Annotated in this window: 25 protein-coding genes and 1 pseudogene; 7 read left to right on the top strand and 19 right to left on the bottom strand. The window is 71.0% G+C overall.

Going from position 1 to position 26,187, the window contains the following annotated elements; all coding sequences use genetic code 11:
- Positions 1 to 107 precede the first annotated feature (107 nt).
- Positions 108 to 2,237 carry an acyl-CoA dehydrogenase family protein gene (locus tag ABD401_RS09810; RefSeq protein ID WP_344604115.1) on the top strand — a complete coding sequence of 710 codons (2,130 nt, stop codon included), beginning with the start codon at positions 108 to 110 and terminating at the stop codon, positions 2,235 to 2,237.
- Between the two features lies 1 nt (position 2,238).
- Here the strand turns inward: ABD401_RS09810 and ABD401_RS09805 are convergent, their stop codons facing one another.
- From ABD401_RS09805 to ABD401_RS09785, 5 genes and pseudogenes are all read right to left on the bottom strand, one after another.
- Positions 2,239 to 3,135, bottom strand: a complete 897-nt coding sequence (locus ABD401_RS09805; protein WP_344604113.1) for a hypothetical protein — start codon at positions 3,133 to 3,135, stop codon at positions 2,239 to 2,241.
- Between the two features lie 253 nt (positions 3,136 to 3,388).
- A pseudogene (locus ABD401_RS09800) lies at positions 3,389 to 4,068 on the bottom strand (GOLPH3/VPS74 family protein).
- A gap of 80 nt (positions 4,069 to 4,148) precedes the next feature.
- Positions 4,149 to 4,931 carry a thioesterase family protein gene (locus ABD401_RS09795; RefSeq protein ID WP_344604111.1) on the bottom strand — a complete coding sequence of 261 codons (783 nt, stop codon included), beginning with the start codon at positions 4,929 to 4,931 and terminating at the stop codon, positions 4,149 to 4,151.
- A 23-nt stretch (positions 4,932 to 4,954) separates the two neighbouring features.
- Complete coding sequence (locus ABD401_RS09790) at positions 4,955 to 5,194, bottom strand: hypothetical protein (protein WP_344604109.1); 240 nt, start codon at positions 5,192 to 5,194, stop codon at positions 4,955 to 4,957.
- Positions 5,195 to 5,230: 36 nt separating this feature from the next.
- Entirely contained in the window at positions 5,231 to 5,908 is a 678-nt protein-coding gene (locus ABD401_RS09785) for a hypothetical protein (RefSeq protein ID WP_344604107.1), read from the bottom strand.
- Positions 5,909 to 6,037: 129 nt separating this feature from the next.
- On the opposite strand from ABD401_RS09785, the gene ABD401_RS09780 reads away from it, so the two are divergent.
- Entirely contained in the window at positions 6,038 to 6,574 is a 537-nt protein-coding gene (locus ABD401_RS09780) for a hypothetical protein (RefSeq protein ID WP_344604105.1), read from the top strand.
- 80 nt (positions 6,575 to 6,654) lie between these two features.
- Here ABD401_RS09780 and ABD401_RS09775 read toward each other — a convergent pair whose 3' ends face one another.
- Genes ABD401_RS09775 through ABD401_RS09745 form a run of 7 tightly spaced genes read right to left on the bottom strand, consistent with a single transcriptional unit; the run spans position 6,655 to position 13,472 of the window.
- A complete protein-coding gene (locus tag ABD401_RS09775) occupies positions 6,655 to 7,419 on the bottom strand; it encodes a hypothetical protein (RefSeq protein ID WP_344604103.1) in 765 nt (254 codons plus the stop codon).
- Positions 7,420 to 7,430: 11 nt separating this feature from the next.
- Positions 7,431 to 8,273: an enoyl-CoA hydratase/isomerase family protein gene (locus ABD401_RS09770; RefSeq protein ID WP_344604100.1), complete on the bottom strand. Its 843-nt coding sequence runs from the start codon at positions 8,271 to 8,273 to the stop codon at positions 7,431 to 7,433.
- Positions 8,270 to 9,133, bottom strand: coding sequence for an LLM class F420-dependent oxidoreductase (locus tag ABD401_RS09765; protein ID WP_344604098.1), 864 nt, complete (start codon positions 9,131 to 9,133; stop codon positions 8,270 to 8,272). Before ABD401_RS09765 ends, ABD401_RS09770 begins: the two co-directional genes overlap by 4 nt.
- Positions 9,130 to 10,638: a carotenoid oxygenase family protein gene (locus tag ABD401_RS09760; RefSeq protein WP_344604096.1), complete on the bottom strand. Its 1,509-nt coding sequence runs from the start codon at positions 10,636 to 10,638 to the stop codon at positions 9,130 to 9,132. The genes ABD401_RS09765 and ABD401_RS09760 overlap by 4 nt, the downstream gene beginning before the upstream one ends.
- Positions 10,635 to 12,242 (bottom strand): AMP-binding protein, encoded by a 1,608-nt coding sequence (locus tag ABD401_RS09755; protein ID WP_344604094.1) that lies wholly within the window; start codon positions 12,240 to 12,242, stop codon positions 10,635 to 10,637. Before ABD401_RS09755 ends, ABD401_RS09760 begins: the two co-directional genes overlap by 4 nt.
- 37 nt (positions 12,243 to 12,279) lie before the next feature.
- Entirely contained in the window at positions 12,280 to 13,050 is a 771-nt protein-coding gene (locus ABD401_RS09750) for an SDR family NAD(P)-dependent oxidoreductase (RefSeq protein ID WP_344604092.1), read from the bottom strand.
- Complete coding sequence (locus ABD401_RS09745; RefSeq protein ID WP_344604090.1) at positions 13,047 to 13,472, bottom strand: hypothetical protein; 426 nt, start codon at positions 13,470 to 13,472, stop codon at positions 13,047 to 13,049. The genes ABD401_RS09750 and ABD401_RS09745 overlap by 4 nt, the downstream gene beginning before the upstream one ends.
- A 64-nt stretch (positions 13,473 to 13,536) precedes the next feature.
- Here ABD401_RS09745 and ABD401_RS09740 point away from each other — a divergent pair, with 64 nt between their 5' ends.
- Positions 13,537 to 14,751, top strand: coding sequence for a cytochrome P450 (locus ABD401_RS09740; protein WP_344604088.1), 1,215 nt, complete (start codon positions 13,537 to 13,539; stop codon positions 14,749 to 14,751).
- Here ABD401_RS09740 and ABD401_RS09735 read toward each other — a convergent pair.
- Positions 14,748 to 15,677: an acyl-CoA dehydrogenase family protein gene (locus ABD401_RS09735; protein WP_425566095.1), complete on the bottom strand. Its 930-nt coding sequence runs from the start codon at positions 15,675 to 15,677 to the stop codon at positions 14,748 to 14,750. The two genes, ABD401_RS09740 and ABD401_RS09735, sit on opposite strands and share 4 nt — an antisense overlap.
- Before the next feature lie 292 nt (positions 15,678 to 15,969).
- Here ABD401_RS09735 and ABD401_RS09730 point away from each other — a divergent pair, with 292 nt between their 5' ends.
- On the top strand, positions 15,970 to 16,992 hold the full coding sequence (locus ABD401_RS09730) for an acyl-CoA dehydrogenase family protein (RefSeq protein ID WP_344604084.1): 1,023 nt from the start codon (positions 15,970 to 15,972) through the stop codon (positions 16,990 to 16,992).
- On the opposite strand, the gene ABD401_RS09725 is transcribed toward ABD401_RS09730, so the two are convergent.
- A complete protein-coding gene (locus ABD401_RS09725) occupies positions 16,971 to 18,434 on the bottom strand; it encodes an aldehyde dehydrogenase family protein (RefSeq protein ID WP_344604082.1) in 1,464 nt (487 codons plus the stop codon). The two genes, ABD401_RS09730 and ABD401_RS09725, sit on opposite strands and share 22 nt — an antisense overlap.
- Before the next feature lie 66 nt (positions 18,435 to 18,500).
- Between ABD401_RS09725 and ABD401_RS09720 the strand changes: the two genes are divergently transcribed.
- On the top strand, positions 18,501 to 18,905 hold the full coding sequence (locus ABD401_RS09720; protein WP_344604080.1) for an SCP2 sterol-binding domain-containing protein: 405 nt from the start codon (positions 18,501 to 18,503) through the stop codon (positions 18,903 to 18,905).
- Between the two features lie 26 nt (positions 18,906 to 18,931).
- Positions 18,932 to 19,627 (top strand): ABC transporter ATP-binding protein, encoded by a 696-nt coding sequence (locus tag ABD401_RS09715; RefSeq protein WP_344604078.1) that lies wholly within the window; start codon positions 18,932 to 18,934, stop codon positions 19,625 to 19,627.
- Here the strand turns inward: ABD401_RS09715 and ABD401_RS09710 are convergent.
- From ABD401_RS09710 to ABD401_RS09695, 4 genes are all read right to left on the bottom strand, one after another.
- On the bottom strand, positions 19,617 to 21,527 hold the full coding sequence (locus ABD401_RS09710) for an ABC transporter permease (protein ID WP_344604076.1): 1,911 nt from the start codon (positions 21,525 to 21,527) through the stop codon (positions 19,617 to 19,619). The genes ABD401_RS09715 and ABD401_RS09710 overlap by 11 nt on opposite strands.
- Positions 21,524 to 21,943: a hypothetical protein gene (locus ABD401_RS09705; protein ID WP_344604074.1), complete on the bottom strand. Its 420-nt coding sequence runs from the start codon at positions 21,941 to 21,943 to the stop codon at positions 21,524 to 21,526. Before ABD401_RS09705 ends, ABD401_RS09710 begins: the two co-directional genes overlap by 4 nt.
- Positions 21,944 to 22,005: 62 nt before the next feature.
- Positions 22,006 to 22,281, bottom strand: coding sequence for a hypothetical protein (locus tag ABD401_RS09700; RefSeq protein ID WP_344604072.1), 276 nt, complete (start codon positions 22,279 to 22,281; stop codon positions 22,006 to 22,008).
- Positions 22,278 to 23,690, bottom strand: coding sequence for a hypothetical protein (locus tag ABD401_RS09695; RefSeq protein ID WP_344604070.1), 1,413 nt, complete (start codon positions 23,688 to 23,690; stop codon positions 22,278 to 22,280). The genes ABD401_RS09700 and ABD401_RS09695 overlap by 4 nt, the downstream gene beginning before the upstream one ends.
- Before the next feature lie 136 nt (positions 23,691 to 23,826).
- Between ABD401_RS09695 and ABD401_RS09690 the strand changes: the two genes are divergently transcribed.
- On the top strand, positions 23,827 to 24,576 hold the full coding sequence (locus ABD401_RS09690) for a TetR/AcrR family transcriptional regulator (protein ID WP_344604068.1): 750 nt from the start codon (positions 23,827 to 23,829) through the stop codon (positions 24,574 to 24,576).
- 15 nt (positions 24,577 to 24,591) lie between these two features.
- On the opposite strand, the gene ABD401_RS09685 is transcribed toward ABD401_RS09690, so the two are convergent.
- The gene (locus tag ABD401_RS09685) at positions 24,592 to 26,166 is read right to left on the bottom strand and encodes a class I adenylate-forming enzyme family protein (RefSeq protein WP_344604066.1); all 1,575 of its coding nucleotides are present in this window, start codon (positions 26,164 to 26,166) and stop codon (positions 24,592 to 24,594) included.
- Between the last annotated feature and the right edge of the window lie 21 nt (positions 26,167 to 26,187).

The following is a 26,187-nucleotide window of genomic DNA, read 5'->3' as shown; positions in this document are numbered from 1 at the left end:
CCCGTTCCACTCAACAAAATGAGATTTGGTATCTCTAAAATGGTCGCGCCAGTCTCGGCAGGGTGCGGACCGGCCCGCTACGGTGCGGCGAGACCAAGGAGCAGCCCATGGACGAAGCAGCACTGCGGCGCGAGGTTCGGGCGTTCGTCGCCGAGCAGGTCCGCGAGCTCGGCATCCGCCTGGAGTGCGACGCCTGGCTGTCGGGCTGCTCGCCCGCATTCAGTCGGGCTCAGGCCGCCCGCGGCTGGCTCGCCATGACCTGGCCGACCGAGTACGGCGGGCACGCGCGCGCCGAGCGCGAGCGCCTTGTCGTCAACGAGGAGCTCCTCGCCGCCGGGGCGCCGGTCGCCGCGCACTGGATCGGGGACCGCCAGTCCGGCCCGTCGATCCTCAAGCACGGGACGGAGGAGCAGAAGCAGCGACTCCTGCCCGCGATGGCCCGCGGCGAGTGCTTCTTCGCGATCGGCATGTCCGAGCCGGACAGCGGCTCGGACCTCGCGTCGGTGCGCACGACCGCCCGCCGCGACGGGGAGCACTGGGTCCTCAACGGCACCAAGGTCTGGACCAGCGGCGCCCACGAGGCGCACTACATGATCGCGCTGGTGCGGACCTCGCCCCTGGACCCGAAGGCGCGGCACGCAGGCCTGAGCCAGTTCCTCGTCCCCCTGCGCGCACCGGGGGTGACGATCAACCCGATCGTCTCCCTCGACGGCGGCCACCACTTCAACGAGGTGGTACTCAGCGACGTCCGCCTGACCGACGCGGACCTGCTCGGCGCCGAGGGCGACGGCTGGAAGCAGGTCACCTCCGAGCTGGCCTACGAACGCTCCGGGCCCGAGCGCTTCCTCTCGACCTTTCCCCTGCTCGCCGCTGCTGCTGACACCTCGTCAGAGTTCGGCATCGCCCTGGCCGAGCTGACGACGCTGCGCGCGATGTCCGCCGCGGTGGCCGAGGCTCTGGGCCGCGGGCAGGCGCCGGCGGTCGAGGCCGCCCTGGTGAAGGACCTCGGGACGCGGTTCGAGGGCCGGGTCATCGACCTGGCCCGGCGGCTGCACCCGCGCGAGGCCGACCCCGACTCCGCCGACGATCTGACGCGGCATCTGGCGCACTCGGTCACCCACTCCCCCGGGTTCACCCTCCGCGGCGGGACGAACGAGATCCTGCGCGGGATCGTCGCCAAGTCCCTCACCACCGACCCGGTCAAGCCCGCGAGCGAGGCCGGTGCCGCGGTCGCCGCCATGTGCGCCGGCACCGAGGTGTTCGAGCCGTCGGGCGTGTGGGCCCCCGAGCGCAGCCGCGCCCTGCTCAAGCGGATGCTCGACGACGGCTGGCACCGCGTCGGCCTGCCCGAGGAGCTCGGCGGGCACGGCGGCGAACTGCGTGACGCGGCGGACGTCGCCGCGGCGCTGGTCGGGTCGCCGTCACCGTTGGCGGACACCCTGATCGGGGCCACCGCGCTGCTCGCCGCGGCCGGGCTCGCCCTGCCCGACGACGCCGAGGTCGTGGTGGTCGTCCCGGCGACGGACGGCGCGCTCACGGGTGGCCGGGTCACCGCGTCCGCGCCCCGCGTCGCGTGGGCGAGCTGGGCGTCGCACCTGCTGGTACCCGTCGCCGACGGGGACGGGACGACCGTCGCCCTCGTCCGGGCCGCGGACGCCACGATCACGCCGGGGCGCAACGTCGCCGACGAGCCCCGGGACGCGGTCGCCCTCGACGCCGTCCCCGTCGCGACGGCGTCGGTCGACCGGCCGGTCGCGGACGTCCTCGCCGACGTCGAGCGCACCGGCGCCCTCACCCGCAGCGTCCAGATCGCGGCGGCGCTGGCGCGGTTGGTCCCGTTGACCGCGACGCACGTTCACGACCGGGTCCAGTTCGGACGCTCGCTCGTGCAGTTCCAGGCGGTGCAGCAGGCACTGGCCGAGCTCGCCGCGGAGGCGTCGGCGGCGCGGGCGATCACCGACCTCGCGGTGGCCTCGACCGGCACCCCGCGGGCGTCGCTGCTGACCGCCGCGGCGAAGACCCGCTCGAGCGTCGCGGCCGGGACCGGGGCGCGGATCGCGCACCAGCTCCACGGCGCGCTCGGCGTCAGCCAGGAGCACGCGCTGCACCGGCTGACCCGGCCGCTGTGGTCATGGCGCGACGAGTGGGGCAACGAGGCGACCTGGGGCCGGCACCTCGCGGAGCGGGCCGTGGCCGAGTCGAACGGCGACCTGTGGGCGTGGCTCGTCGACGCCTGACTCAGCCCGCCTCGCGGCGGTTGAACTCCGCCCAGGCGACGCGACGTTCGACGACGTCGTCGAGGTCGCGGAACCGGCACGTCCCGCAGTAGCGCTTGCCGACCGGGTCGAGCCCGAACCGCTGACGGTAGGCCAACTGAGGCCCCGTCAGCTCTGACTCGGGCGGAGTGTCGCGACGGCAGGTGAAGGCGAGGCAGCAGCCACCCTTCTGGGCGATCAGCACGCGGCCGAGGGCGTCGGACTCGGCCCACACCAGCTTCGGCCGCGCCTTCCACGGCATGCCGGGCACCGCCACCGCGGCGGTGACGATCTGCTCCGCCAGCGGTGTGACGGCGAGCTTGTCGCAGTACGCGAGCTCGCTGACCACGCCGTCGGCGACCTCGTCCCAGAGCCCGGAGAGGCCGACCTTCGCCAGGCTCCGGCAGGCCTCGATCAGCGGCGCCGCAACCTCGACGAGCGCCGCCATCGTCCGCGGGAGGACCTCCGCGGCCGGCACGACCTCGACGTCCGCGCTGCCGGCCCACGGGTGATCCAGGGCCACGATCGCGCGCACCCGGCCGGGCCGGACACGCTCGGGCCGCCCCTCCTCGACAACGTCGAAGACCAGCGAGCCGCCGTCGAGCACCAGCCCCGCCCCCGCGGAGGCGAGCCCGAGCCCGACGATCCGCCCGAGCTCCCCGGCGAACCAGCCGGCGAGGTAGGTCGCGCCCGCCTGCGGCGTCACGTCCCGGGCCCGCAGGCGCCGGTGCGCCTCCCGGAGCACCGCCGCGTCGTCGACCAGCACCTGCGCCCGGCTGAGCGGCCGCGTCGGGTCGGTGGACGTGCTCGCCGTGAGGGCGAGGAACTCCCCGCTCAGCCAGGTGGCGAGGTCGGGAGCCGTGGGGTCGGGGAAGCGCACGTCGGTCCTCAAGGGCTGCGGCACCGGCCGCCGGGACGGCCGCGATCAGGGTCCACGCGCTCCACGCCAGCGCTGCGCGCGAGGTAAGGCTTACCTTACCTCGGTCGCGGCAAAAGGAAACCCTCCGTTCGGACACCCCTCCCCCTGGAGATGACATCTCCACTCGACAAGGCCCGAATCAGTGGAGATGACATCTCCACTCGACAGGGCCCGACTCAGTGGAGATGACATCTCCACCGGGGCGGGGGGGCGGTCAGGAGCCGCTGCTGGCGACGGCGCCGCTCGCGGCGACCGCGGCGAGGATCGCGGCCTGACTCGCCTGGACCGCCTTGCGGACGGCGTCGCTGGCCCAGCTCGCCTCGGCGACCTCCTTGGCCCGCTTCTTCAGGTCGCGGGCGGAGAGCGGGCCGCGGTCGACGACCTTGGCCACGAGGTCGACGGCGGAGAGCAGGGCGATCACGGTGCCCGTCCGCTCCCCCGCGTCGCCCCCGTCGAGGAGGATGCGGTGCAGGTCGGCGCGGAGCTCCTCCTCGTGCCGGGAGTCCTCGGCGGGCCAGCGCGTGCGCGGGAACAGGCCGAGAACCTTCGTCTCCTCACGGCGCAGCACGGCACGTTCGACGAGACGGTCGCAGAGCTCGTCCGGCAGTCGCTTGCCGAGCCGCCCACGAGGTCCTGCGGGGAGCGGGGCTTCCGGTCGATCTCGTCGAGCGCGGCGAGCAGGACCGGGTCGTCGACCGCGGCGCGGTCCTCCACCGTGACGCGGGTCCGCTTCCACAGCCCGGTCTCGGTCTCGATCTCAACGGCCCCGGCGAGCGCCAGCTCCGCCAGCACCGCGCCGGCCAGCACCGGGCCGCGCTTGTCACTGCCGGCCGCGAACGCCCCCGACTCGTCGTCGAGGAGCAACAGCAGGACGTCCTCCGCGATCAGCGTCATGCCGTCCCCCCATGCACAAGAGATGTCATCTTCAATGCACGTGCACAAGAGATGTCATCTCCAACGGTAGGTGACGACGGTCAGGAGCGGGGGGCGACGAAGAGCGACTGCGCGCCGAGGGCGACGAGCCGGTCCCGGTCGTAGAGGCGGGACGAGGCGAGACCGAAGCCGGAGTTGTCGAGGCGGGTGACGGCGTCGAGGCAGATCCACTCCCCGGCCGGGGGCGCGACGAGGTGGACCGTCAGGTCGGTGTTGATGAACAGCCACTCGTCGGGTTCGAGGCGGTGGGACACGCCGTTGCCGGAGTCCGCGAGGGCGAGGACGCGCTGCAGGCCCGTCGGCTCCTCGCCGGCGACGAGCGGGAAACGCATCCGCGCCCACACCGCCGCCTGCCCGACCCCGCGCCGGGTGCCGGGCACGGCCCGCCACTGCATTGCGCGCAGGTAACCACCGCCCCATTCGAAGAACGGGCCGTCCTCCTCGGAGAACTCCGGGACGGGGTCGACGGGGCCGCCCTCCGGCACCGGCGGCAGGTCGATGGCCGCGGTGCGCATCCGCCACGCCTGGGCACGCAGCACCGCGCGGTCCCCGGCGACGAGTTCGCCCTGGACGAGCTCGACGTTGCGGCCGGGCCGGAGCACCTGGGTCCGGACCTGCAGGTCGGCGACCGGCACGGCGCCGAGGATGTCGAGGCTGATCCGCGTCAGCGTGCCGGGCCAGGAGGTCTCCATGCGCTCCAGTGCGCGGCCGAGGAGCGCTGACGGCGGTCCGGCGTGCTGCGAGTCGGGACCCCACGGGCCGACGGTGTGCTCGGTCGAGCGGTAGGTCTCATCGCCCAGAGGTTCGTAGAACGCGTCTGCCACGCGGCCAGCCTACGAACCGGTGCTCAGAGCTCCGGTGGTCGCATCAGCCGTGGCTTGCCGAGGCCCAGCCTGCGCTTCATCCGCGAGCGCCGCGACGGTGGTTGCCAGTCCGGCACCAGCCCGTCGATCTCCTTCGGCGGGACGCCCTGGATCCGCAGCAGGTGAGGTCCTTCAGCGAGGAAGCCGGCGAGCGCGGGCGCCGTCTCCAACAGGTCCGCGGCAGTCGCATCGAGGATGGCCCGCTCCCGCGCCGTCATCGACATGTAGATCTCCCCGTGTCGTCCGGTCTCGCCGAGGGCCTACCCGGACCTCTCCCGGCCACGCACGGAACGGGCCGCAGCGTAAGCACCCTCACGTAGTCGCTGCTCCCAGGCGTAGAACACCAGACCCGGCAAGGGATTCTGGACGGGGTCGAAGGAGATGAGCGGGTCCGTCGTGTCCGGCTCGGCGTCGAGGACGATCTCGCCGAACGGTGTCACCCCGCCGCGGGCGTCGGCCGCGGAGAGCCGGATCCGCCGCGGGAACGGGGCACGCCCGTCACCGCGGGCGAACAGCCACAGCGGACCGGTCGGCGTGCGGTAGGCCATCAGCGTCCCGTAGTCCGCGCCCGGGTCGCGGCGCGGCAGCAGGGTGAACTTCGTCAGGACGCCGGTACCCGTCGTCGCGAGCAGCAGGTCGGCGGGCCCGTCGGGACGCTGTACCCGGATCGTCAGGCCGAGGATGTCGGGCCAGGGGTCGGGCAGGCCGGTCGCGCGGGAGAAGCGGACGAGAACGCGGTCCTCGCCGGGCTCGTCGAGCCACGGCACGCCCCAGGAGCGCAGGCAGCCCCACCGGCGCAGCGTCCCGGCCACCTGCGCCCCCGCCGGGTGCAGCGGCTTCGGCGCGGGGCGGACCTTCGCCACCGTCCCGAACACCGCCGCGAGTGCTGCACCGCCGGCGTCCGCCGCGGTCCGGCCCAATTGTACCGCTCGCTCCACATCGTCCCCTTCGTCGCAGTCGGTGGCCCTACCCGGCGCGGGGATGATCAAGCACGCGCGGGCTTCGAACTGCCCGCTGCGGGGAAGGGGATCGTCGAGCGCATCGACCCGCGGTCACCGGAGGTTGTCATGGGCCTGCTCAAGCGACTGCTCGGTCGGGAACCGGACGTGCCGGCGCAACGGTCCCGATCCGCGGACGAGCAGGCACTCGAGCGCTATCGCTACCTGCTGCGGACCGCTCCCCCCGAGACCGTCGAGGACGCCCACGCCGAGGCCTTCGCCGCCCTGACGCCGGATCAGCGCCGCCAGGTCCTGGCCGAGCTCGCCGCCGTCACGCCCGAGCACGAGCGTCCGGCCTCGGACGACCCCGACACCCTCGCCCGCGCCGCCACCCGCGCCGAGATGCGCCAGCCCGGGACCCTCGAGCGCACCTTCGGCGGCCTCGGCACCGGCGGCCTGGGCACCGGGTCCCTCCTGGCCGGCATCGCCGGCGCCTACGCCGGGACCTCCGTCGCCGCCGCGCTGCACACCGACCCCACCCACGACGGCGGCATCGACTGGGCCGGCCCCTCCGAGGGCCACAGCTGGGGCGGCGGCTTCGACGGCGGCGGCTTCGACGGCGGCGGCTTCGACGGGGCCGGCTTCGACGGGGGCGGCGGGTTCTGACCCGAGGTCAGCGCTGTCAAGAAAGGGTGACACCCCTTACTCGCGAGTGAGGGGTGTCACCCTGTCTTGACAACGCCCGATCAGGGGACGGTGACCGGCGGAGAGGCCGGATCCGGAGACCCCACCGTCGCGGGTGCTGCCTCGGGAGCGGCGGGCTGCTGGGCGTCGATGGCCCGCCAGAGCAGGGTCGCCATCGCGGCCATCCACATCCCGAAGAAGGAGAGCGGGATCCACCACGGGAACATGCCGCGCCAGGCGAAGGGCCCGGAGTCGAAGAAGAACACCGCGACGCCCGGCACGAACAGGAGCGCGATGTACAGGTTGAGGTAACCCGCCCACCGGGGGAAGACGGGGTTCGGTGAGGTGTCCTGCAGGATCGCGACCGCGATGGACAGGTTCTGCAGCACGGCGAAGACCGGCGTCCCCACGAAGAACAACCAGGCGAGGTAGTACATCGCCTCGGCGACCTGGGGATCGAGCCGCTCCGGCTTGTAGGCCATGGCCTCCAGCACGATCATCGGCGTGAGGAAGAGGAACGCGCCGAGCGCCCCCGAGGCCAACTGTGTGGAGGCCATCGGCGTGTGCTGACCGCCTTCGACCCGGCGCAGCTGCACCGAGATCACGGAGATCCAGGGAAAGAGCAGGGCCGAGCCGAAGATCATCAGCACCCCGCCCGCACGGATGCGCCCCTGGTCCTCGGTGAAGAGCTGGACGATCTCCTCGCCGGTCAGCCTCGGGTCCGGAGGCGGCACGAAGCCCATGATCAGAAACGCGATCAGGAACGTCAGGGCCATCAACGGGCCGGACACCACACAGAGCTTCTGACTGAACGCGTTGACCTTCACGCCGACCGCTCCTATTCGCCGGTGTACTCGGTGGGTTCCTTGGCCAGCAGCGCGTGCAGGGCACGCTGGGCGTCCTTGCTGGGGATGCAGATGCGCTGGTTGTCCCACTCCAGCGACAGCTGCTGCTCGAAGGTTGCGCTCCCGGTGGTTCGCAGAGCCCGGATCGTGGCGCGCACGGCCAGGGGCGGCGCCGCGGCGAGCCGCGCGGCCAGCTCCTGCGCCGCCGGCAGGACCTGGTCCGCGGGCAGCACCCGGTGCACCAGCCCGCACTCCAGCGCGGCGGCCGCGTCCAGGGTCACGTCCTCCAGCATCATGCGCGTCGCCATCGGCACACCCACGACGCGCGGCAACGTCCAGGACAAGCCCATCTCCGGCCCGACGCCGACGCTGAGGAACCCGGACCGGAAGCGCGCACCCTCCGCCGCGATCCGTACGTCGTGCAGCAGGGCCAGCGACAACCCGCCGGCGGCGGCTGAGCCGTTCATGGCGGCGATCAACGGTTTCTGGATGGCCGAGAAGCGCAGCACCCAGCGTCCGATGCCGAGCCGGTCGAACCGACGAGCCTGTTCGGAGAGCACCGGAAGCCCCATGTCCCCGGCGAAGTCCGGGTCGTGCAGCAGGTCGTCGACCGGGCGCCCCACCCACTCCCCGAGGTTCTCGACGTCCGACGACGAGCACCAGAACGGGCCGTGCGCCGTGACCACCACCGCACGCACGGCGTCGTCGTTCTCCAGGGACTCGGAGGCCTCGAGCAGCTCACGGAACAGCGTCCCGCCGACGGTGTTGCGTTCGGCCTCACGGTCGATGGTCAGCGTGGCGACGCCGTCCCGGACGTCCACGATCAGATCGCTCACACCGCTGCCCTCCGGTTCGTGTGCGCCGCGAGGTACTCCCGGAACCGCTCCTCCGACGAGAGCGGCGCGCGCAGGACGACGCGGCTGGCCCCGGCGTCGAGGTACTCGGCCACCGTGGCCGGGTCCGTCCGTTCCAGACACATGACCGTGACGTCGAGGCCGTCGGGATCGCGGCCCGCCTCCCGGGCGTTCTGCCGGAGTGTCTCGATGCCCTCCGGCAGCGCACCGGGGTGCGCCAGGGACAACGGGAGCCACCCGTCGCCGTGGCGGGCCACCATCGGGGTTGGGTTGATGTTCCCGAGCAGGACCGGGATGTGGGGCTGCTGGACGCACTTGGGCCACGACCAGATCCGGTCGAAGTGGACCCACTCGCCGTGGAAGGAGGCTTCCTCCTGGGTCCAGATGGCTTTCATGGCCGCCAGGTGTTCCAACGCGCGGGCCCACCGACGCGAGAAATCGACGCCGTGATTCTCGATCTCGCCCCGGTTCCACCCGGCACCGATGCCGAGCAGCAGTCGCCCGTCGGAGAGGTGATCGAGGGAAGCGAGCGTCTTCGCCAGCAAGATCGGGTCGTGATGACCGATCAGGCTGACGCCCGTGCCGAGGCGGATCCGTTCGGTCACGGCCGCAACCGTCGCCAGCACCTGGAACGGGTCGAACAGACGGCTGTACTTCTCCGGCATCTCCCCCAACGGCCCTTGGGTGTGGCCGGCCGCCGGGATGTGTGAGTGCTCCGGCACCCAGATCGACTCGATGCCGGCGTCCTCGGCGATCCGCGCCAGCGTCCGCAAGGGGGCGGAGGTCTCGGTGTAGAAGAAGAACAGCCCGATCCGGGACGGCGGAACCGGCACTGCGCTCACGAGAAGTCCATCCAGTGCCCGTGCGGCGACCAGCCGATCTGGAAGGGCAGGGCGATCCGCGTGATCGGCCCGTCCGAGAACCCGCGCGTGTCGAAGATGAGGAACTCCGACGTCCGCTCGGCGAAGCGACACACCGGCACGAGGAAGAACCCGTCGCCCTCGGGAGCGTCCGGCGAGCGCGGGGCGAGCGTGCCCTCGAACACGGTGACGTGCCGGTCCTCGTCGACGAGGTACTCCTCCTCCGCCCCGGTGCGCACATTGCGGCGGACCACCGTGTTCATCCGCATGCCACCGTCGGGCTGCGGGTCGCCGGCTGTCAGGAACGCCCACTCGTAGGGCCGGCCGTAGTACCGCTCGTCCACCTTGGGCAGTTCCACCGGGCGATCGCCGAGTTTCTCGGTCCGCATCGTGCCGCGTTCGAGGTCGACGACCCACCGGCCGATCCCGCTCGTCGCCAGCTTCCAGAACGGCACGAAACCGTCTCCCGGCGCGAACCGGTCCTCGAACTGGAAGGGCGGACGGTCGAAGATCGGGGCGTCGAGCACAATCGTGTTGCCCACGTGATTGGCCGAGAGCATGTGCATGACGTACTCGGCCTCGAAGTCCGCGGAGATCCAGCGCACCGGGCCGTCGAGGTCGTCCCGATCGACCAGGGCGAGGGACATCGGCAGCGCCGGGTCCCAGGCGTAGGCCGAGTGGCCGGCGCGGATCCGGTCCTGCCCCACGGTGAACGGCTGGAACGGGACCACGAGGTACCGCTCGGTCAGCCACACGTCGTGCGCGACCGTGTTGTACGGGGCGTCCTCCAGCGGGCGGCTGCGGACCTTGCCGCCCGGCGCGACCCAGTGCAGCGTCACGTAGGGCGGACGGTCCGAGTACGACCAGCCGTACAGCTCGCCGGTGCGCTCGTCCCACTTCGGATGGGCGGCGAAGGCGCCGTCACCCGGATGGGCCCGCGCCACCATCGCCGTGCCCAGTTCGGCGGACCACGGGACGACCCCGATCGTCTCCAGCGTGATCGGGTCCAGCGCCACCGGGGCGTTGTTCTCCCCGAGCGCCAGGATCTGGTTCCCGAACGGGACGACGTTGACGCCGTTGGTCCCCTGCGGGACGCCGGCGGTGCGGGAGTTGCGCTCGACCTCGCCGAGGGCCCAGGCTCGCCAGTCGCCGAAGTGCGCGTCACTCCACTCGAAAAGGGCCCGCCCCGCGGCCTCCTCGGCCAGGTACTTGGGGGTGCGCGTCCACCGGTTGCGGAAGTCGGCACGGCCCTCGCGGAACACCAGCGCCTGGATCATGCCGTCCATCGAGTACGGGGTGTCGAGACCCTGGATGGTGGGGCGTTTCCAGGCCGGCCCGTTCCGGTAGAACCCCCCGTTGAGTTCGGGCGGGATCTCTCCGTAGGTGACGGCACAGTCCTCGACCGTAGCCTCGAAACGCATGGGGGCGAGCGGGCCGCGGAGCCCCCGCGGGACGCGGACCGGCACGGCCGTGGTCGACGCCGTCATCGGCGGTCCCCGGCGGCGACCGTGAGGCCCATCGCCTCGAGGTCCCAGGTCGAGTCGGTGACGCCCCGGGCGCGCAGTTCGTGCTTGAGCACCCGGTTCATCGCGTTCTTCGGCAGCGCCTCGACGAGTTCGACGTACCGCGGAACCGCGAAGAACGGCAGTTGTTCGCGGAAGAACTCGAACAGGGCCTCGGGAGTCAGGTCCGCCCCGGCGGCGGGGACGATGCACGCCTTGATGTCGTCCTCGGTCGCGGGCGACGGGACGGCGTGAACGGCGACCTCGGCGATCCCGGGGTGCTTGCCGATCGCCGCCTCGACCTGCAGCGAGGAGACGTTCTCGCCGCGGCGGCGCATCGCGTCCTTCTTGCGGTCCACGAAGGTGATGAAACCTTCGGCGTCCATCCGGCCGGTGTCCCCCGTGTGGTGCCAGAGATTGCGGAACGCCTCCACGGTGGCCGCCGGGTTGTTCCAGTAGCCCGAGAACAGGCTGTCCGGCTCGAGGGGCCGCACCACGATCTCGCCCACCTCGCCCCGGGGCACCTCGACGTCCGCCCCATCGACGATCCGCACCTCCAGCCCCGGCGCCGGCGCGCCACACGTCTCTCGCTTGCGTGGCGAGGACGGCGGGCTGATGCAGACCGGCGCGCACTCGGTCTGGCCGTACGCCTCCGAGCTGACAACGAGGTTGAAACGTCGTTCCAAGGCGTGTTGAACCGACTCGGGCAGCGGAATCCACGAGGCGAAACGCAACGGGTGGCTCGCGTCGTCGGCGCTCTCGGGCTGGGCACTGATCGCCAGCGCCATCGCCCCGACCCCCATCGTCACCGTCGCCCCGACCTCTCGCGCCCGGGGCATGAAACCGGACGCCGAGAACGCGGTCTCGACGTACAGGCTCAGGCCTCCGGTGAGCGTCGACATCAGGGCGTTGGCCTGGCCGCTGAGATGGAACAGCGGGAAGGCCGTGATCATGGTGTCCTCGTGCCGGAACTCCCACCCCGTGCGCATGACGTGACCGGCATGGACGAAGTACCCGTGCGTGAGGATGCAGCCCTTCGGCAGGCCTGTGGTCCCCGAGGTGTACATCAACGCGAGGACGTCGTCCGGCGTTGCGGTGTACCCCTCCGGCGGAGGTTCCGCATCGCGCAGATGACCGAAGCCGAGCAGCCGGACACCCGGCGCCAGGTCGCTCTCCGACGCGGTCTCGTCGTCGAGCGCCACCACGAACCGCAGATCGGGCAGGTCGGCCAACAGTGGCGTGATCGTCGCCAGGCCCGGACCGTCCACCACGATCCCGGTCGCGCCGCAGTCGCGCAACTGATGCAGCAGGAACTCGCCCCGGAGGAAGGTGTTCAGCGGCACCTCGATGACTCCGGCGCGCGCGCATCCGAAGATGAAGTCGATCATTTCGATCCGACTTCCCGTCAGAAACGCGACGCGATCGCCCGGGCTGACACCGACCTTTCGCAGACCACCCGCGAGGCGTTCGGAAACCTCCACCATGCGGCGGTAGCTGCGCTCCTGACCGCCGCAGGCGACCAGGAGGCGATCGGGCTGGGTGACGGCCCAGGAATCCAGCAGCGCCGTCGGAGTCGAACGTTCGAACATGGTGGGGGCGTCCTGTTCTCGGCAGCGAGCACGCCGACTAGGGCTTCATCCAACCGCCGTCGACGACGTAGTTCTGACCCACGATCATGCCCGCCTCGTCGCTGCACAGGAACAGGACGAGCGGGGCGACATCCTCCGGCTGCAACTTCTTCTTGACCGCCTGCATCTCGACGAAGATGTCACCCAGCACCGGGTCACCGAGGATGTTGTTGGTCGCCTGGGTGTAGGTGACGCCGGGTGAACAGCCGGTGACCCGGATGCCCTCCTCCCCCAACTCGTTGGCCAGGGCGCGCGTGAGGGCCACGATCGCGCCCTTGGTCGCGGTGTAGTGGAGCAGGAGCGGCGGGCCGATCAGCGCCGTGGTCGACGCGATGTTGACGATCGTCCCGGTCCCACGCTCGCGCATGTAGGGCACAACGGCCTTGCAGCAGTTCCACGTCCCGCGGACGTTGACCGCGAACATCCGGTCCCAGTCCGTCTCGTCCAACTCGGTGAACGGGGCCATCGCCATTCCGTCGTACATCGCGGCGTTGTTCAGCAGGATGTCGATCCCGCCGAACTCCGCGGCCGTCTGGCGCGCCAGTTCCTCGGTGCCGGCGCGCGAGGAGATGTCGGTGTGCACGAACATCGCGCGGCCGCCGGCCTCGACGATGCGCGCGACGGTCTCCTTGCCGGCGACGTCGTTGATGTCCGCCACGACGACGGACCCGCCTTCGGCGGCGATTCCCTCCGCGTAGACACGCCCGAGACCCTGACCCGCCCCGGTGACGATGACGGACTTTCCGACGAAACGGTCCGGGCGACTCATCGCGCTTCCGCCAAGTCGGCCCGGCCGTGTTCGGTGAGGAACTCCCGGTACAGCGGGAAGCACGGCCGCAGGGCCGGCAGGAGCTTCATCATCTTCGACATCGTTCCCGAGACCTTCACCTGCTGCCGAGCCAGCGCGAGGGTCATGTTGAGTCGGCCGAGCCAGAACAAATGCCCGTCGTGCGCCGACATCTGCAGATTGATCTCGGCCGGCGGGGCCCCGGGCCCGCAGGTGACCACCGTCGTGGGCCCCGTGCAGTCCACGGTCATCTCACACCCGCTGGGCTCGGTGTAGACGATGTGGAAGCTCGTGTTGCTCGCCGTGAACTTCGGCCCGATCTCCGGGTGGTTCACGATCTCTTTCATGAAGGCGCCGAGGGTTTCGTAGACGTCGTCAGGCTTCGCGAACGCGCTCTCTGGCATAGTAGGTACTATACATGCTTAGCTGAGGCAGGCAATGGACGCGGAAACCGCGGAGGACCTGACGATGCCCGCCGATGAAGCTCTGAGCACGGACCCCGACGACCTGCTGATCGAGCTGATGAGCGAGCCGCAGCCGGCCGATCCGTACCCGCTCTACCACGCCCTGCGCAGCGTGGCTCCGAACTTTCCGAGCATCCTCGGTGTGCGCTTCCTGTCGAGCCACGCGGCCTGTCTCGACATGTTGCGTTCGACGGCCTTCCAGAACGGTTTCGGCTCCGGGGCGGACGAGTTCGCCGACCACCCGTTCATCAAGATGACCAAAGAGATCCTGATCTTCACCAATCCCCCGCAGCACACCCGGATGCGCCGCCTCGCCGCGTTCGCGTTCACGCCCAAGACCGTCGTCAATCTGCGACCCGCCGTGCAGGCGTTCGTCGACGAGCGTCTGGACGCCATGGCCGATGCCGGAAAGTCGGAGATCATGGCCGACCTCGGGTCCCCGGTCCCCGCCATGGTGGTGTGCAAGTTGCTCGACGCCCCCATGGACGACTACGCGATGGTGCAGGCGTGGGTCGACGCGGTCAGCGCTCCGATGAAGCCGGTGCTCGAGGCGGACCTCATCGAGCTCGCGGACGCGGCGACGATCGAGTTCGACGCCTACATCAAGGACCTGATCGCGGCTCGACGCCGGAACCTCGGCGACGACCTGCTGAGTCGTCTCATCGCGGCCGAGGAGGACGGCGACCGCCTGACCACCACGGAGTTGGCGAACCTGCTGTTCACCATCATCGCGGCCGGCAACGAGACCACCGCCGGGTTGATCACGACGGGGACGTACCTGCTGCTGAGCAATCCCGAGCAGCGCGTCCGGCTGGGCGAACGTCCCGAACTCATCGAGAACACGATCGACGAGATCCTGCGGTACGAGTCCCCGCTGCAGAACGTCTTCATGCGGTTCGCACTGGAGGACACCGAGATCGACGGCGAACCGATCATCCAGAACGAGCAGGTGATGGGCCTGATCGCTGCGGCCAACCGGGATCCCGCAGTCTTCCCCGACCCGGACCGGTTCGACATCGAGCGGACCAACCTCAACGAGACCCTGGCCTTCGGCCACGGCATCCACTTCTGCATCGGCCGCGCGATCGGGCGACAGACCGGGGTTGTCACCCTCGGCAGCCTGTTCCGCCGCTTCCCCGACATGCGTCTCGCCGCTGAACCGACGTGGCGCAAGACGCTGCCGTCCCGTCGCCTCGACCGGCTCGACGTCCTGCTCTAACCGTTCCGCGGGAGCGCCGACCAGGGCGTGTCGGGCGCGGGACCCGGCTCGCGCGGCAACCCCAGCACCCGCTCCCCCACCACGTTCCGCAGCACGTTGCTGGTGCCGCCCTCGATGGTGTTGGCCTGCGCGCGCAACAGACCGTGAGCCGGATCCCCGCCCCGGGGGTCGGCGGGGTCCCAGGCCGTCCCGGCGTCGCCGAGGACGCGCATCGCGGTGCGTTGGAGGCGCCGGTTGTACAACGCCTGGGCCAGCTTCATCATCGAGCCTTCCGGACCGGGCTGCCCCGCGGCGCGAAGTCGACGGGCGCGAAGGTTCGCGAACCGGATGACCTCCCCCTCCACGTAGCGGCGTACCACGTCGTCCCGCAGCAGCGGGTCCTCCCAGGCCCCGGTGCTCCGGGCGCCGGCGATGAGCTCGTCCACGGCCCGGCCCCCGACTCGCGGGATACCGCCACCCGCCCCGGACAACGTGACCCGTTCGTTCGCGAGGGTCGTCCGAGCGACGTTCCAGCCGTCGTCGACCGCACCGATACGAGCCGAGTCCGGAACCCACGCGTCGGTCAGGAAGACCTCGTTGAACTCGGCGTCGCCCGTGAGCTGACGAAGCGGTCGGACCTCGACGGCGGCCTGAGTCATGTCGATCAGGAAGAAGGTGATTCCGCGATGCTTCGGGGCATCCGGATCGGTGCGCGCCAGCAGCATGCCGATCTGCGCGAGGTGTCCGAGGCTGGTCCACACCTTCTGGCCGGTCACCCGCCAGCCGTCGCCGTCCCGGACCGCACGCGTCGACAGCCCGGCGAGGTCCGATCCTGACCCCGGTTCGCTGAACAGCTGACACCAGAGTTCGGTCGACGTGAACGCCGGGCGGTGGTAACGCTCGATCTGCTCGGGCGTGCCGTGCCGCAGCAGCGTGGGAAGGCCCATGCCGACGCCGACCGGATTGCGGAGCACCGGGCTCTTGGCCCCGGCGGCGCGCAACCGGTCATCGATCAGGCGTTGCCAGTGCGCATCCAGGCCCAGGCCGCCGCGCCCGACCGGGAGATCCACCCGGGCGAGCCCGGCGTCGAACTGCGCACCGAAGAAGGCCTCGACCGGCGTCTCCGTGGGCGGGTGCGTGCGGATCAGGGATGCGACGGCGTCGAGGACGACCTCCTCCTGATTCATGTAGGTATAGTAATCACTAACCATAGTTTTGTCGCCGCGGAGGTGCGCCCCGATGTCGTCTGCCGCGACCGACGCCGACCGCGCCGCGCTCCGCGCGGCCGTACGCGACTTCGTCGCCGCCGGAGAGCCCGACTGGAACCGGGCGGCGAAGGAACTCGGCCTGTTCGGCCTCGGGCTGCCCGAGTCGACGGGCGGAGCAGGCGGCGGGCCACTCGAGCTGGCGATCGTGCACGAGGAGTTCGGCCGGGCGCTGACCGGGGGGTCGTTCTTCGCGACCACCGCCCTCGCCGCCCCCGTCCTCCTGGCGGCCGGCGACACCGAGTTCCTGCCCCGGATCGCCGCCGGCGAGGTCACCGCGACGCTCGTGCTCGATGCCGCGGTGACGGCCGAACGCGATGCCGGCACCTGGCGCCTGACCGGTCGGTGCGACCGCGTCCTGTCCGGCGCCGACGCCGACGTCGTCCTCGTCCCCACCGGCGGCCAGCTCTTCGCCGTCGTTGGAGATGACATCTCCAACGTGGTCGCGCTGTCCACCCTGGACCCCAGCCGGCCGCAGGCCCGGATCGAGCTCGACCGAGCTCCGGCCCGTCTCGTGACCACCGACGCCGGCGCGGTCCTGGCGTCGGCGCGCCTCCACGCCTGCGTCGCGCTGGCGGCCGAGCAGGTCGGGGTCGCGACGGCGTGCCTCGACATGGCTGTCGCCTACGCCAAGGCTCGGTACCAGTTCGGCCGGGTCATCGGGTCGTTCCAGGCCGTGAAGCACCTGCTCGTCGACCTCGCCACCGAGGTCGAGCTGGCGCGGAGCGCGGCCGAGGAGGCGGCCCGGGCCGCGACCGAGGACCCCGGCCGGCTTCCGCTGCTCTCCGCCATCGCCCAGGCCTGGTGCTCGGAGGCGCTGGTCCACGTCGCCGAGGAGAACATCCAGGTCCACGGCGGGATCGGCGTCACCTGGGAGCACCCTGCCCACCGCTACTTCCGGCGCGCGACGTGGGCGGAGTCCTTCCTCGGATCCCCCGCCGAGCACCGCCGCACGATTGCGCAGCTCCTGGCCCCTCAAGCCTCGAACAGCACGTAGGCGTTCTTGACCCGGGTCATCTCGAGCAGGCCCTCCAGGCCGCCCTCCTTGCCGTGCCCACTCTGCTTCCAGCCGCCGAACGGCGCGTTCGGGGGGAAGAAGTTGAACCCGTTCACCGAGACGTAGCCGGCCTCCAGGCCCCGGATCACCCGGTGCGCCCGGGCCAGGTCCGCGGTGAAGACGAAACCGGCGAGCCCGTAGGTCGTGGCGTTGGCGATCGCCAGCGCCTCGGCCTCGTCGTCGAAGGGGATCACCGAGAGCACCGGCCCGAAGATCTCGTGCTGCGCCAAGGCACTGGCGTTGTCCACGTCGCCGAAGACCGTGGGAGCGACGTAGTAGCCCTTCGCGAGGTCGCCACCCAACCGTTCGCCACCGGTGAGGAGGCGACCGGCGCCCTCGCCCTTGGCCCGCTCGATCACGCCGAGCACCCGCTCACAGTGACGTTCACTGATCAAGGGGCCCATCAGCGTCCCGCTGTCCATCGGGTCTCCGACCGCGATGTTCTCGGACAGGTCCACCACCGCCTCGACGACTTCGTCGTAGACCGAACGCTCGACGAGGAGCCGCGTCGGCAGCAGGCACCCCTGGCCGCTCTGGAGCGCCACCCCCATCTGCACGGCCATGGCGATCGCGTTGTCGAGGTCCGCGTCGGCGAAGACCAAATTCGCCGACTTCCCGCCCAGCTCCAACGTCACCGGCGTCAGGTTCTCCGCCGCGGCCGCGACGACGGAACGTGCCGTGGCACCGCCCCCGGTGAAGGTGATGCGGTCCACGCCCGGGTGACGGACCAGCAGATCCCCGGTCCGGCCGTCGCCGGTCACCACGTTGACGACACCCGCGGGCAGCCCGGCCTGCAGACACAGCTCCGCGAACGCCAGCGTGGTGAACGGGGCGAGTTCGGACGGCTTGATGACCACGCAGTTACCCGCCGCCAGCGCCGCCGCAACCTTGAGCCCGATGAAGCCCATCGGGGCGTTGAAGGCCGTGAGCACGGCGACGACGCCGTACGGCTCGTGCAGCGTGAAGTCGAAGGCGTCGTGCGGATAGACCGGAATGGTCCGTCCCTCGATCTTGTCGACCCAGCCGGCGTAGTAACGGAACCAGTCCGCGGGCGTCGCCGCACAGGCCAGCGCACCGAACGCGATGGGGGTGCCGTTCTCCAGACTCCCGATCAGGCCGAGCCGCTCGCCCTCCGCCTCGATGGTGGCCGCCAGACGCAGCAGGACGTCACGGCGCTCCCCCGGGTGCCAGGTCCGCCACTCGGCGAAGGCGGTGCGGGCGGCCTGCACGGCGCGGTCCACCTCGCCCGGACCGGCCGCGACGATCGAGGCCTGCACCTCGCCGGTCGCAGGATTCGTGTGGTCGATCCGGCCGAGATCGGAGGATGCGATCCGCTCGTCGCCGACGACCAGGTTTCCCTCGGGCAGCACCGTTGCCGTCATGGTCGCCAGCATAGGGCCTATGTATATATAGTGCCTACTGATGTAATCGCGCGAAGGAGCGCCACCGTGGACCGTCCGGTGTTCGGAACCGTCAGCCTCTACGAGTCGCTCGCCGCGAGCCTGAACGCCGATCCCGTGTGGCGTGAGCTGGCCATACCGATCACGTACACGATGGTGTACGCGTACCTGCCCCCGGTGGACAAGCGCTTCTACCTCCGCTTCGACGCGGGCGAGATCGTCGAGGTCCGCGAACTCGACCCGGCCGAGGATCCCGCCGTCGACTTCGTCATCAGCGCGAAGCCCGACGTCTGGGCGGCCCTGATCACGTTGGAGATGAATCCGACCGCCGCAATGGCGACCGGCAAGGTGAAGATCAAGGGCAAGCAGACCGTGCTGCTCCGGCACATGAAGCGCTTCTCCTACCTCATCGACCGGCTCTGCCACCTGGACCCGGCCTTCCCGGCCACCTGACCGGGAACGCGACCGGGACCGCCGCGGTGTTCGAGCTCGAGAACGTCCACGCCGGGTACGCCGGGGCCACCGTGCTGCGCGGGGTGAGCCTGCGGGTCCCGGCCGGGAGCGTCGTCGCTCTGCTCGGCCCCAACGGCGCGGGGAAGACCACGCTGTTGCGCGTCGCGAGTGGCTTGCTGCGTCCGACCGCCGGCCGGGTGCTCGTCGACGGCCGGGACTTCACCGCTGCCCCGCCCCACCGTCTGGTCGCTGCGGGCGTGTGTCATGTGCCGGAGGGCCGTGGCGTGTTCCCGTCGCTCTCGGTCCGCGACAACATCGAGGTGCAGGCCCGGCCCGGGACCGAGGCCGAGGCGTTCGACCGGGCCGTCGCCGCGTTTCCGCGACTCGGCGAGCGGATGCATCAGCAGGCGGGGACGCTGTCCGGCGGGGAGCAGCAGATGCTCGCGCTCGCGCGCGCCTACGTCCAGCGGCCCGCGGTCGTGCTGCTCGACGAAGTCAGCATGGGGCTGGCACCGAAGGTGGTCGACGAGATCTTCGCGTTCCTCGCCCGCCTGGCCGCCGAGGGCACGTCACTGCTGCTCGTGGAGCAGTACGTCGCCCGCGCCCTGGGATCCGCGGACTACGTGTACCTGTTGAACCGGGGCGAGCTCGCCTTCGTCGGGGAACCGACCGAGCTCGACGCCACCGCGCTCGCCGCGCAGTACGTCGGCGCTAGCGACTGAGGGACAGCGCCGCTGCCCGGTCCGGGGTGGTGCCCGTCGGCCGCGCGGCGCGCAGGGCCGTCGCGGCGACGAGGGGTCCGCGAACCTCACGTTCGCCGAGCGGTCGCTGCGCGAACAAGGCCGCCGCGATCGCCAGCAGACCGAAGGCCAACTGTTCCAGCACCAGGAAGTCGGCGTTCGTGACGTACCCGGGGAGGACGATGAGCAGCAGGGGCGCGACGACGGCAGCGTTGAGCGTGGTCCGCCCGGAGATGACGAGCACTGCGAGGATCACGATCGACTTGAAGTAGCCGAACTGGTCGACGCTGATCGAGCCGAACAACGCGGAGAACGTCGCTCCGGACAAGCCGGCGAGGAACGCCGAGATCGAGAACACGATGACGCGGGTGACGTTCGCGCTGGTGCCGAGCGTGATGAGCGCCAGAGGTGAGTCGGCGAGTCCGCGCAGCAGTCGACCGAGACGGGAACGCTCGATCCCGTGAACGAGGAGCAAGGTGGCGACGGCAATGGCCAGCAGCAGGTAGTAGAAGCCCCTGTCGCTCTCGAGCCCGAAGGCCTGCGGACGCGCAGTCGGCAGCGACCGCGTGCCGAAGAAGTAGTCGCGTTGGTAGAAGAACCCGGCGAGCAGGACGCCGAAGCCCAGCGTCGCCAACCCGAGGTACAGGCCGGAGAGCCGGATGGCCGGGATGGCCACCAGCGCGCCGACCGGCACCGTGACCAGCGCACCCAGCAGCACCGCGAAGCCCCAGGGGACGCCGGAGTCGAGCATGCGCGCGAAGGTCACCCCGCCCACCGCGGCGAAGCCCCACTGACACAGCGAGATCTGCCCCGAGCTCAGGACCAGCAGCCCCAGCGAGGCGAACAACGTGACGTGGCACAGCGCGTTGGTCCACACCGGCAGTTTCGAGCCGACGACGAACGGCACGAGCACCGCGCCCAGCAGCACCGCGGCGGCGATGCCGGCGCGAAGCCGAGGCGGCAGCGGGCTCGGCCTGGGCGCCCGCGGTTTGACCACGAGCCCGATCTCCTGCAGCCGGTGCTTCGGCATCGCCAGCAGGACGATGATGAGGATGACGAACGGCATGGAGATGTCCAGGCCGGTCAGTGACGGCGTGCCGGAGACCTCCTTGCTGGTGATCGCCTGCGCCAGACCGACGACCAGCCCGCCGACGTACGCGAGGGGGATGCTGGTGAACCCACCGATCGCCGCCGCACCGAACGCCTGGACCACCAGCAGCGAGAGGAGCAGGGCGTCCACCGATTGCTGCGTCGACGCGAACAGCACCCCGGAGACCGCGGCGAACGTGCACCCGATCAGCCAGGCGTACCGGCGTACAGCGACCGGCGACTCCCCGGCGAGATCCATCAACTGGGGGCTGTCGACGACCGCGCGCATGCACTTGCCCAGCCGGGCGTAGCGGAAGAAGACCGACAGCGCGATCGCCGCGACGATCGCGACCGCGGCGGTGATCAGATGGTCGTACTTGACCTGGACGCCGCTGATCGTGAACGCCTCGTCGCGAGGCAGGAACGGCGCAAGGCCCAGCTGGCGAGTCGAGAACATGTACTGCAACGCCGCGATGAGGGCGAGCATCAGACCGACGGTCGCGACGATGCGGTAGCCGGGCGGCACGCGGCTCAGACCGTCCGCGAGACGTTCCATGACCAGCCCACCGACGATCCCCAGCGCCGCCACCGCGATCAGGACCGCCAGCGGCCACGGCACGTCCTGCCGATCCCGTAGCCAGAGAAACAGGTAGGCCGCGCTGGCACCGAAAGCGCCGTGCGCGAAGTTGAAGACGCCGGAGGTCTTGTACGTCAGCACCAGCCCCATCGCGGACAGCCCGAAGATGGAGCCCGTCGTCAGCCCGATGATGAGGTAGGGGACGTAGTCGCTCATGACGCGCACACGCCGCAGGGCGCCAGGTCCGGCGTCACCGGCACCGTCGGCTTGCCGCGCATCAGCGGGCAGTCGGCGCGGTGGTAGCGGCGCATGCGCGCTGCCGTGACCAACTCGGTCCGCGGCAGCGGCACCGCCGCGGTCACGGGTGTCGGGCGGTCCTCGCGACGCCGGAGTTCGGCGGTCGTCCACGCCCGTTCGCGGCGCAGCGCCCGGATCCCGGTCGCGAGCCAGGCCAGGCAGCCGGCGGCGTTCAGGGCGCACGCCAGGAGGCCGAGACCGAACCACCGCACCTGGATGCGCCAGACGGTCTCTCCCGAGCAGCCGTACCAGGCGACGGCGAGCACCACGGCGGCCAGGACCGCGACGAGCGTGAGCAGCCGTGTCGTTCGGACCGGCCAGGGCGACGGCGGCATCGACGCCGGTGCCGTTCGGTGCGCGGACGCGGACGGGCGGGTCAAGGTGGCGCCGTGCCGGCTCACGGGGTGCGGTCCGGCTCCATGAGGTGCTCACGCAGCGTCCGGAGCTCCCGCCACTCGTCCCGGAAGTCGGCGGACAGCCAGAGCGTCGCGGCGATCGTGATGGCGAACATCCCGCACAGGCCACCGGAGATCAGGTAGGGCAGTTGGCCGGCCACCAGGTCGGTGCCGCTCGTCCCGAGGTAGCCGAGGAACAACGCGACCGCGCCGACGACCGCGGCGAGCACCGCCAGCGCGCGGTCCCACTGCAGGCGAAGCAGGGTGGAGATCTTCATCGACGTACCCCTCGACGCGAGACTCCGGCGGAGCGCAACACGCCCGTGCCGAGAACGGCCAGTGCGGTCACGGCGACGGCGAACAGGTACAGCGGCAGCGAGTCTCGGGAGACCGGGCCACGAACGGCGACCGTGCGCACTCGGTCGCCGGCGGCGGTCAGCGTCCCGTCCGGACCGATGACGGCACCCGGCGTCGTCCCCGGTAGCAGGCCGGCCAGATCGACCCCCGGCTCCGCCCGCACACCCGGCGCCGCCGACTCCGGGCCGCCGGAACCGTCAGCTGTCGCCGCGCCGGCGACGGGGCGGTTCAGCGCCAGACCTTTGATGCTCGCGATCGAGCGCCCGATGCCGTAGGAGATCGTCGTCGGGCCGCTGTAGCCGAGGTTCACCGGCGGGGACGGCAGGGTGGTGGAGAGGGTCAGGCCGGCGCTGATGATCCCGACCTTCCTCTTTCCCTCCAGAATGTCCGTCGCCTGCTGGTAGGTGGCGGTGATGCCCGCCGCCTTCAGCCCGTCCAGGACCGCCTGGGTCGGAACGGCGTAGCGCTGTGGTCCCTCGGTCGGGAGCGTGACCGTGAAGGTCCCGTTGGCGAATCCCAGTTCGGGCGCATGCAGCAACTGCCCGCCGTACGGCAGCGGGATCGGAGGGAACTCGGCGGGTGGAGGCTGCGGCAGATTCGGGATCGGGTTGACCAGCGGAACCTTTCCCGGCGTGGTCTCGGGGACGCGGATGGCGAGGCCGGGAACGATCAGCCGCGCGAAGTGCAGGTCCGACGCGGTGCTGATGCGCCCGGCCGAGTCGACGGACGCGCTCGCCGTGTCGGACACTCCGACGAGCTGAAAGATCTCGCCGGTGCCGGCGAGGGAGAACGCCGAGGTCCCCCGAGCCGCGAGTCCGCCGCCACTGCCGGTGTTGTCGGCGACCGTCGCCCGAGACTCACCACCCGACGGCGCCGATCCGATGGTCGCGTTCGCCGACGCAGTCTTCGCCTGGCTCTCCGCGTGGAAACTCAGACCGGGCGCTCCCCCGTCGCGGGACTCCCCGATGGTGTCGGTGCTCGTGTACATCGGGTACGCGGGCAGCGGGGCGCCGAAGACCGAACCGACGATCTGGGTGAGGCCGGTGATCGAGCTCCCCGGGTACGGCGCCGAGGCGAACGCGAGCGAGTTCCCGAGCGTGTCGAGGGACGCCTGGGCCGTCGGACCGCTGATCTCGATCTGCGGTACCGCGGGGATGGAGTCGTTCGCCAGGCCCACGAGCACCCCGCTCGACGACGCCAACGCCACATAGCTGGCCAGCGGCCCGTCGTCCGCCCGCGCCGCGGCCGGACGCAGAGCAGGCACAGCCGCGGCCAGCACCAGAGCCGATGCCGCCGCCGTCGCACCCGTGCGCCGGAGGACGCTCGTCATGGATAGCACTGTATATACATAATCGCGTCCGCACAGCCCTGAAGCGGCGGGGAAATTCCGCGACGGAGCCCCTCGCCACCACCCCGAAGCGGGCGCTATGTATAGCAACTGCCTACTAAGCCAGTAGGCTGCTCGAATGACGACCGAGGCACCACGCAAGCGACTGTCCCGCCCTGCCCGTCAGGCGCAGATCCTCGAAGCGGCCCGCGCCGTGTTCCTGGAGTCAGGGCTGTCCGGCACCCGCACTCGGGAGATCGCGCTCCGCGCCGGCATCACCGAGGCCTACCTCTACCGGCACTTCAAGAGCAAGGACGATCTGTACACACTGGCGATCGAGGCGCCACTCGAGCAGCTCGTCGTGACGCTGCACGAGGAGATCGAACAGCTCAAGGCCACCGAGGGAATTCGCCGCGACCAGCTGCTCGAACGGGCCAACCAGGTCTTCCTGCAGGCGATGAAGGAGATCACGCCACTGCTGACGGTGGCGATGTTCTCCGAACTGAGCAAAGGCAAGCCGTTCTACACCCGCACCATTCGTCCGCGACTGCAACAGGCCTTCGAGTCGATCATCGTCGACCTGTCCGGGTGGGACCCGCCGCGAGTCGACACCGACGTGGCCGTCCTCGGCTTCTTCGGCGTCCACTACGGGTTGTGCCTGGACTACATGCTCTGCGAGCGCAAGCTCGACGTCCCCAAGGTCGCCAAGCAGATCACCGACGTCTTCGCCGGTGGTATCCGGGAGTTCGCCGAGTCCGCTCCCCCGGCCGCGAAGGCCGGGACGAGGAAGACCGGTAAACCCGCACCGAAGCGGGCCCCCGCCAAGAAGGCCGCACCCAGGACCGCGACCGGTGCCGCCCCCAAGAAGCGGGCCGCCCGCAGCGCGTGACGCCCCGCGGGGGCATCAGCCCCGGGCGTCCACCGCCGGCCACTCGGCGGTCAGGACGTGCTTGAGCACCTTGCCGGAGTCGTTCACCGGGAGGGGCTCGGTCCGGAACCACCAGCGAGTGGGGACGGCGAAGCTCGCGACGCGGTCGGCCAGGTGGGCGGTCAGGAGCGCGACGTCGACGTCGCGATCGACCACGACGACCGCGGCGACCTCCTCACCCAGCTCGGGGTGCGGCAGCCCGAGCACCGCGGTCTCGACGACCGCGGGGTGCGCGAGCAGGGCCGCTTCGACCAGCGGCGCGGCGACGTTCTCCCCGCCCCGGATGACGACCTCCTTCAGCCGACCCGTGACGTAGACGTAACCCTCGTCGTCGACGTACCCCAGGTCTCCCGTGTGGACCCAACCGTCCGCGTCGAGGGCCGGGTCGTCGGGCAGGCCCCAGTACCCGTCCATGCACGCCGGCGAGCGGACCAGCAGCTCACCCTCCCCGCCACCGGCGACGCGTGCCTCGACGACGGGCGGCAGCTTCCCGGCGGAGCCGGGGTGGGAGGCGATCTGCGCGGCGACCCCGGTGCTGATGATGCCGCCGCACTCCGTGGCGCCGTAGGACTGCCCGACGCCCCGGCGGGCGTTGGGAAAGAGGACCGCCGTGCGCTCGAGCAGATCGGTCGTCACCGGCGAACCGCCGAGGACAACGGTCCGCATGCTCGTGAGGTCCCGCTCGACGGACCCCGCGACCGCGAGCATCCGCTCGATCATCGTCGGAACCCCGGAGAGCATGGTGATGCGCTCGCGCTCAATGGTGTCGAGGACGACGTCCGACTCGAATCGGCCCTCGAGGAACACCACGCGGCTGCCGGTGACGATCGGGACCAGGATGAGTTGGATGGCGCCGATGTGGAACAGCGGCAGACCGACCAACGCCGCGCTGTCGGCCGGTTGCGACGCCTCGTCCGGAAGTCGGCCGGAAACCACGAGAAGGTTCTGCAGGTTCGCGACCAGAGCACGGTGGGAGAGCACCGCCCCCTTGGGCAGTCCGGTCGTCCCGGAGGTGAACAGGATCATCGCCGGGTCGTTCTCGTCCACCTGACATCCGCGGTCGAATCGGCTCTGCCGCCCGGACGGTGTGACGAAGGCGCTCGCGAAGGACTCCAGGCTCAGGGTCCGGGCGCCGGCCGGCAGCCGCTCCCGGCGGCGTTCGTCCACGATCACCGCGGCCGGTTCGACCATCGCGCAGGCAGCGGCGACCTCGGCCTGGGACCACCAGCCGTTGAACGGCACGGCAACGGCACCGAGCTCGATCACGCCGAAGAACACCGCGACCCACTCCGGCGTGTTGGCGGCGAAGATCCCGACCCGGTCCCCCGGGGCCACCCCGAGTTCGGCCAGCCGTTCCGCGACGGCGAGCGCTGCGCGCTCGTGCTCGCCGAAGGTGAGCCGGCGCGCCCCCTGCACGAGGTAGTCGCGGTCCGCCCAGCGTCGAGACTCGGCGAGTACCTCACTCAGGCTCGCCGGGCGACGGGCGTACAGCCGGCACGGATGGCCGTTGACCGTCCCGGCGATCACCTCGGAGCCCCAGCGCGCAGCCACCGGGGCACGGTACGCGGTCGG

This window comes from Sporichthya brevicatena, from assembly GCF_039525035.1.
Lineage (GTDB): Bacteria > Actinomycetota > Actinomycetes > Sporichthyales > Sporichthyaceae > Sporichthya > Sporichthya brevicatena.
The sequence above is the reverse complement of the archived record's forward strand: the minus strand, read 5'-3'. Positions and strand labels throughout refer to the sequence as shown.

Coding starts and splice junctions, on each gene's coding strand:
- ABD401_RS09700 (WP_344604072.1), bottom strand. CDS start 22,281: ATGAAGATCTCCACCCTGCTTCGCCTGCAGTGGGACCGCGCGCTGGCG.
- ABD401_RS09810 (WP_344604115.1), top strand. CDS start 108: ATGGACGAAGCAGCACTGCGGCGCGAGGTTCGGGCGTTCGTCGCCGAG.
- ABD401_RS09780 (WP_344604105.1), top strand. CDS start 6,038: ATGGGCCTGCTCAAGCGACTGCTCGGTCGGGAACCGGACGTGCCGGCG.
- ABD401_RS09745 (WP_344604090.1), bottom strand. CDS start 13,472: ATGCCAGAGAGCGCGTTCGCGAAGCCTGACGACGTCTACGAAACCCTC.
- ABD401_RS09730 (WP_344604084.1), top strand. CDS start 15,970: ATGTCGTCTGCCGCGACCGACGCCGACCGCGCCGCGCTCCGCGCGGCC.
- ABD401_RS09750 (WP_344604092.1), bottom strand. CDS start 13,050: ATGAGTCGCCCGGACCGTTTCGTCGGAAAGTCCGTCATCGTCACCGGG.
- ABD401_RS09725 (WP_344604082.1), bottom strand. CDS start 18,434: ATGACGGCAACGGTGCTGCCCGAGGGAAACCTGGTCGTCGGCGACGAG.
- ABD401_RS09790 (WP_344604109.1), bottom strand. CDS start 5,194: ATGTCGATGACGGCGCGGGAGCGGGCCATCCTCGATGCGACTGCCGCG.
- ABD401_RS09690 (WP_344604068.1), top strand. CDS start 23,827: ATGACGACCGAGGCACCACGCAAGCGACTGTCCCGCCCTGCCCGTCAG.
- ABD401_RS09755 (WP_344604094.1), bottom strand. CDS start 12,242: ATGTTCGAACGTTCGACTCCGACGGCGCTGCTGGATTCCTGGGCCGTC.
- ABD401_RS09695 (WP_344604070.1), bottom strand. CDS start 23,690: ATGACGAGCGTCCTCCGGCGCACGGGTGCGACGGCGGCGGCATCGGCT.
- ABD401_RS09760 (WP_344604096.1), bottom strand. CDS start 10,638: ATGACGGCGTCGACCACGGCCGTGCCGGTCCGCGTCCCGCGGGGGCTC.
- ABD401_RS09735 (WP_425566095.1), bottom strand. CDS start 15,677: ATGGGCCTTCCCACGCTGCTGCGGCACGGCACGCCCGAGCAGATCGAG.
- ABD401_RS09740 (WP_344604088.1), top strand. CDS start 13,537: ATGCCCGCCGATGAAGCTCTGAGCACGGACCCCGACGACCTGCTGATC.
- ABD401_RS09710 (WP_344604076.1), bottom strand. CDS start 21,527: ATGAGCGACTACGTCCCCTACCTCATCATCGGGCTGACGACGGGCTCC.
- ABD401_RS09705 (WP_344604074.1), bottom strand. CDS start 21,943: ATGCCGCCGTCGCCCTGGCCGGTCCGAACGACACGGCTGCTCACGCTC.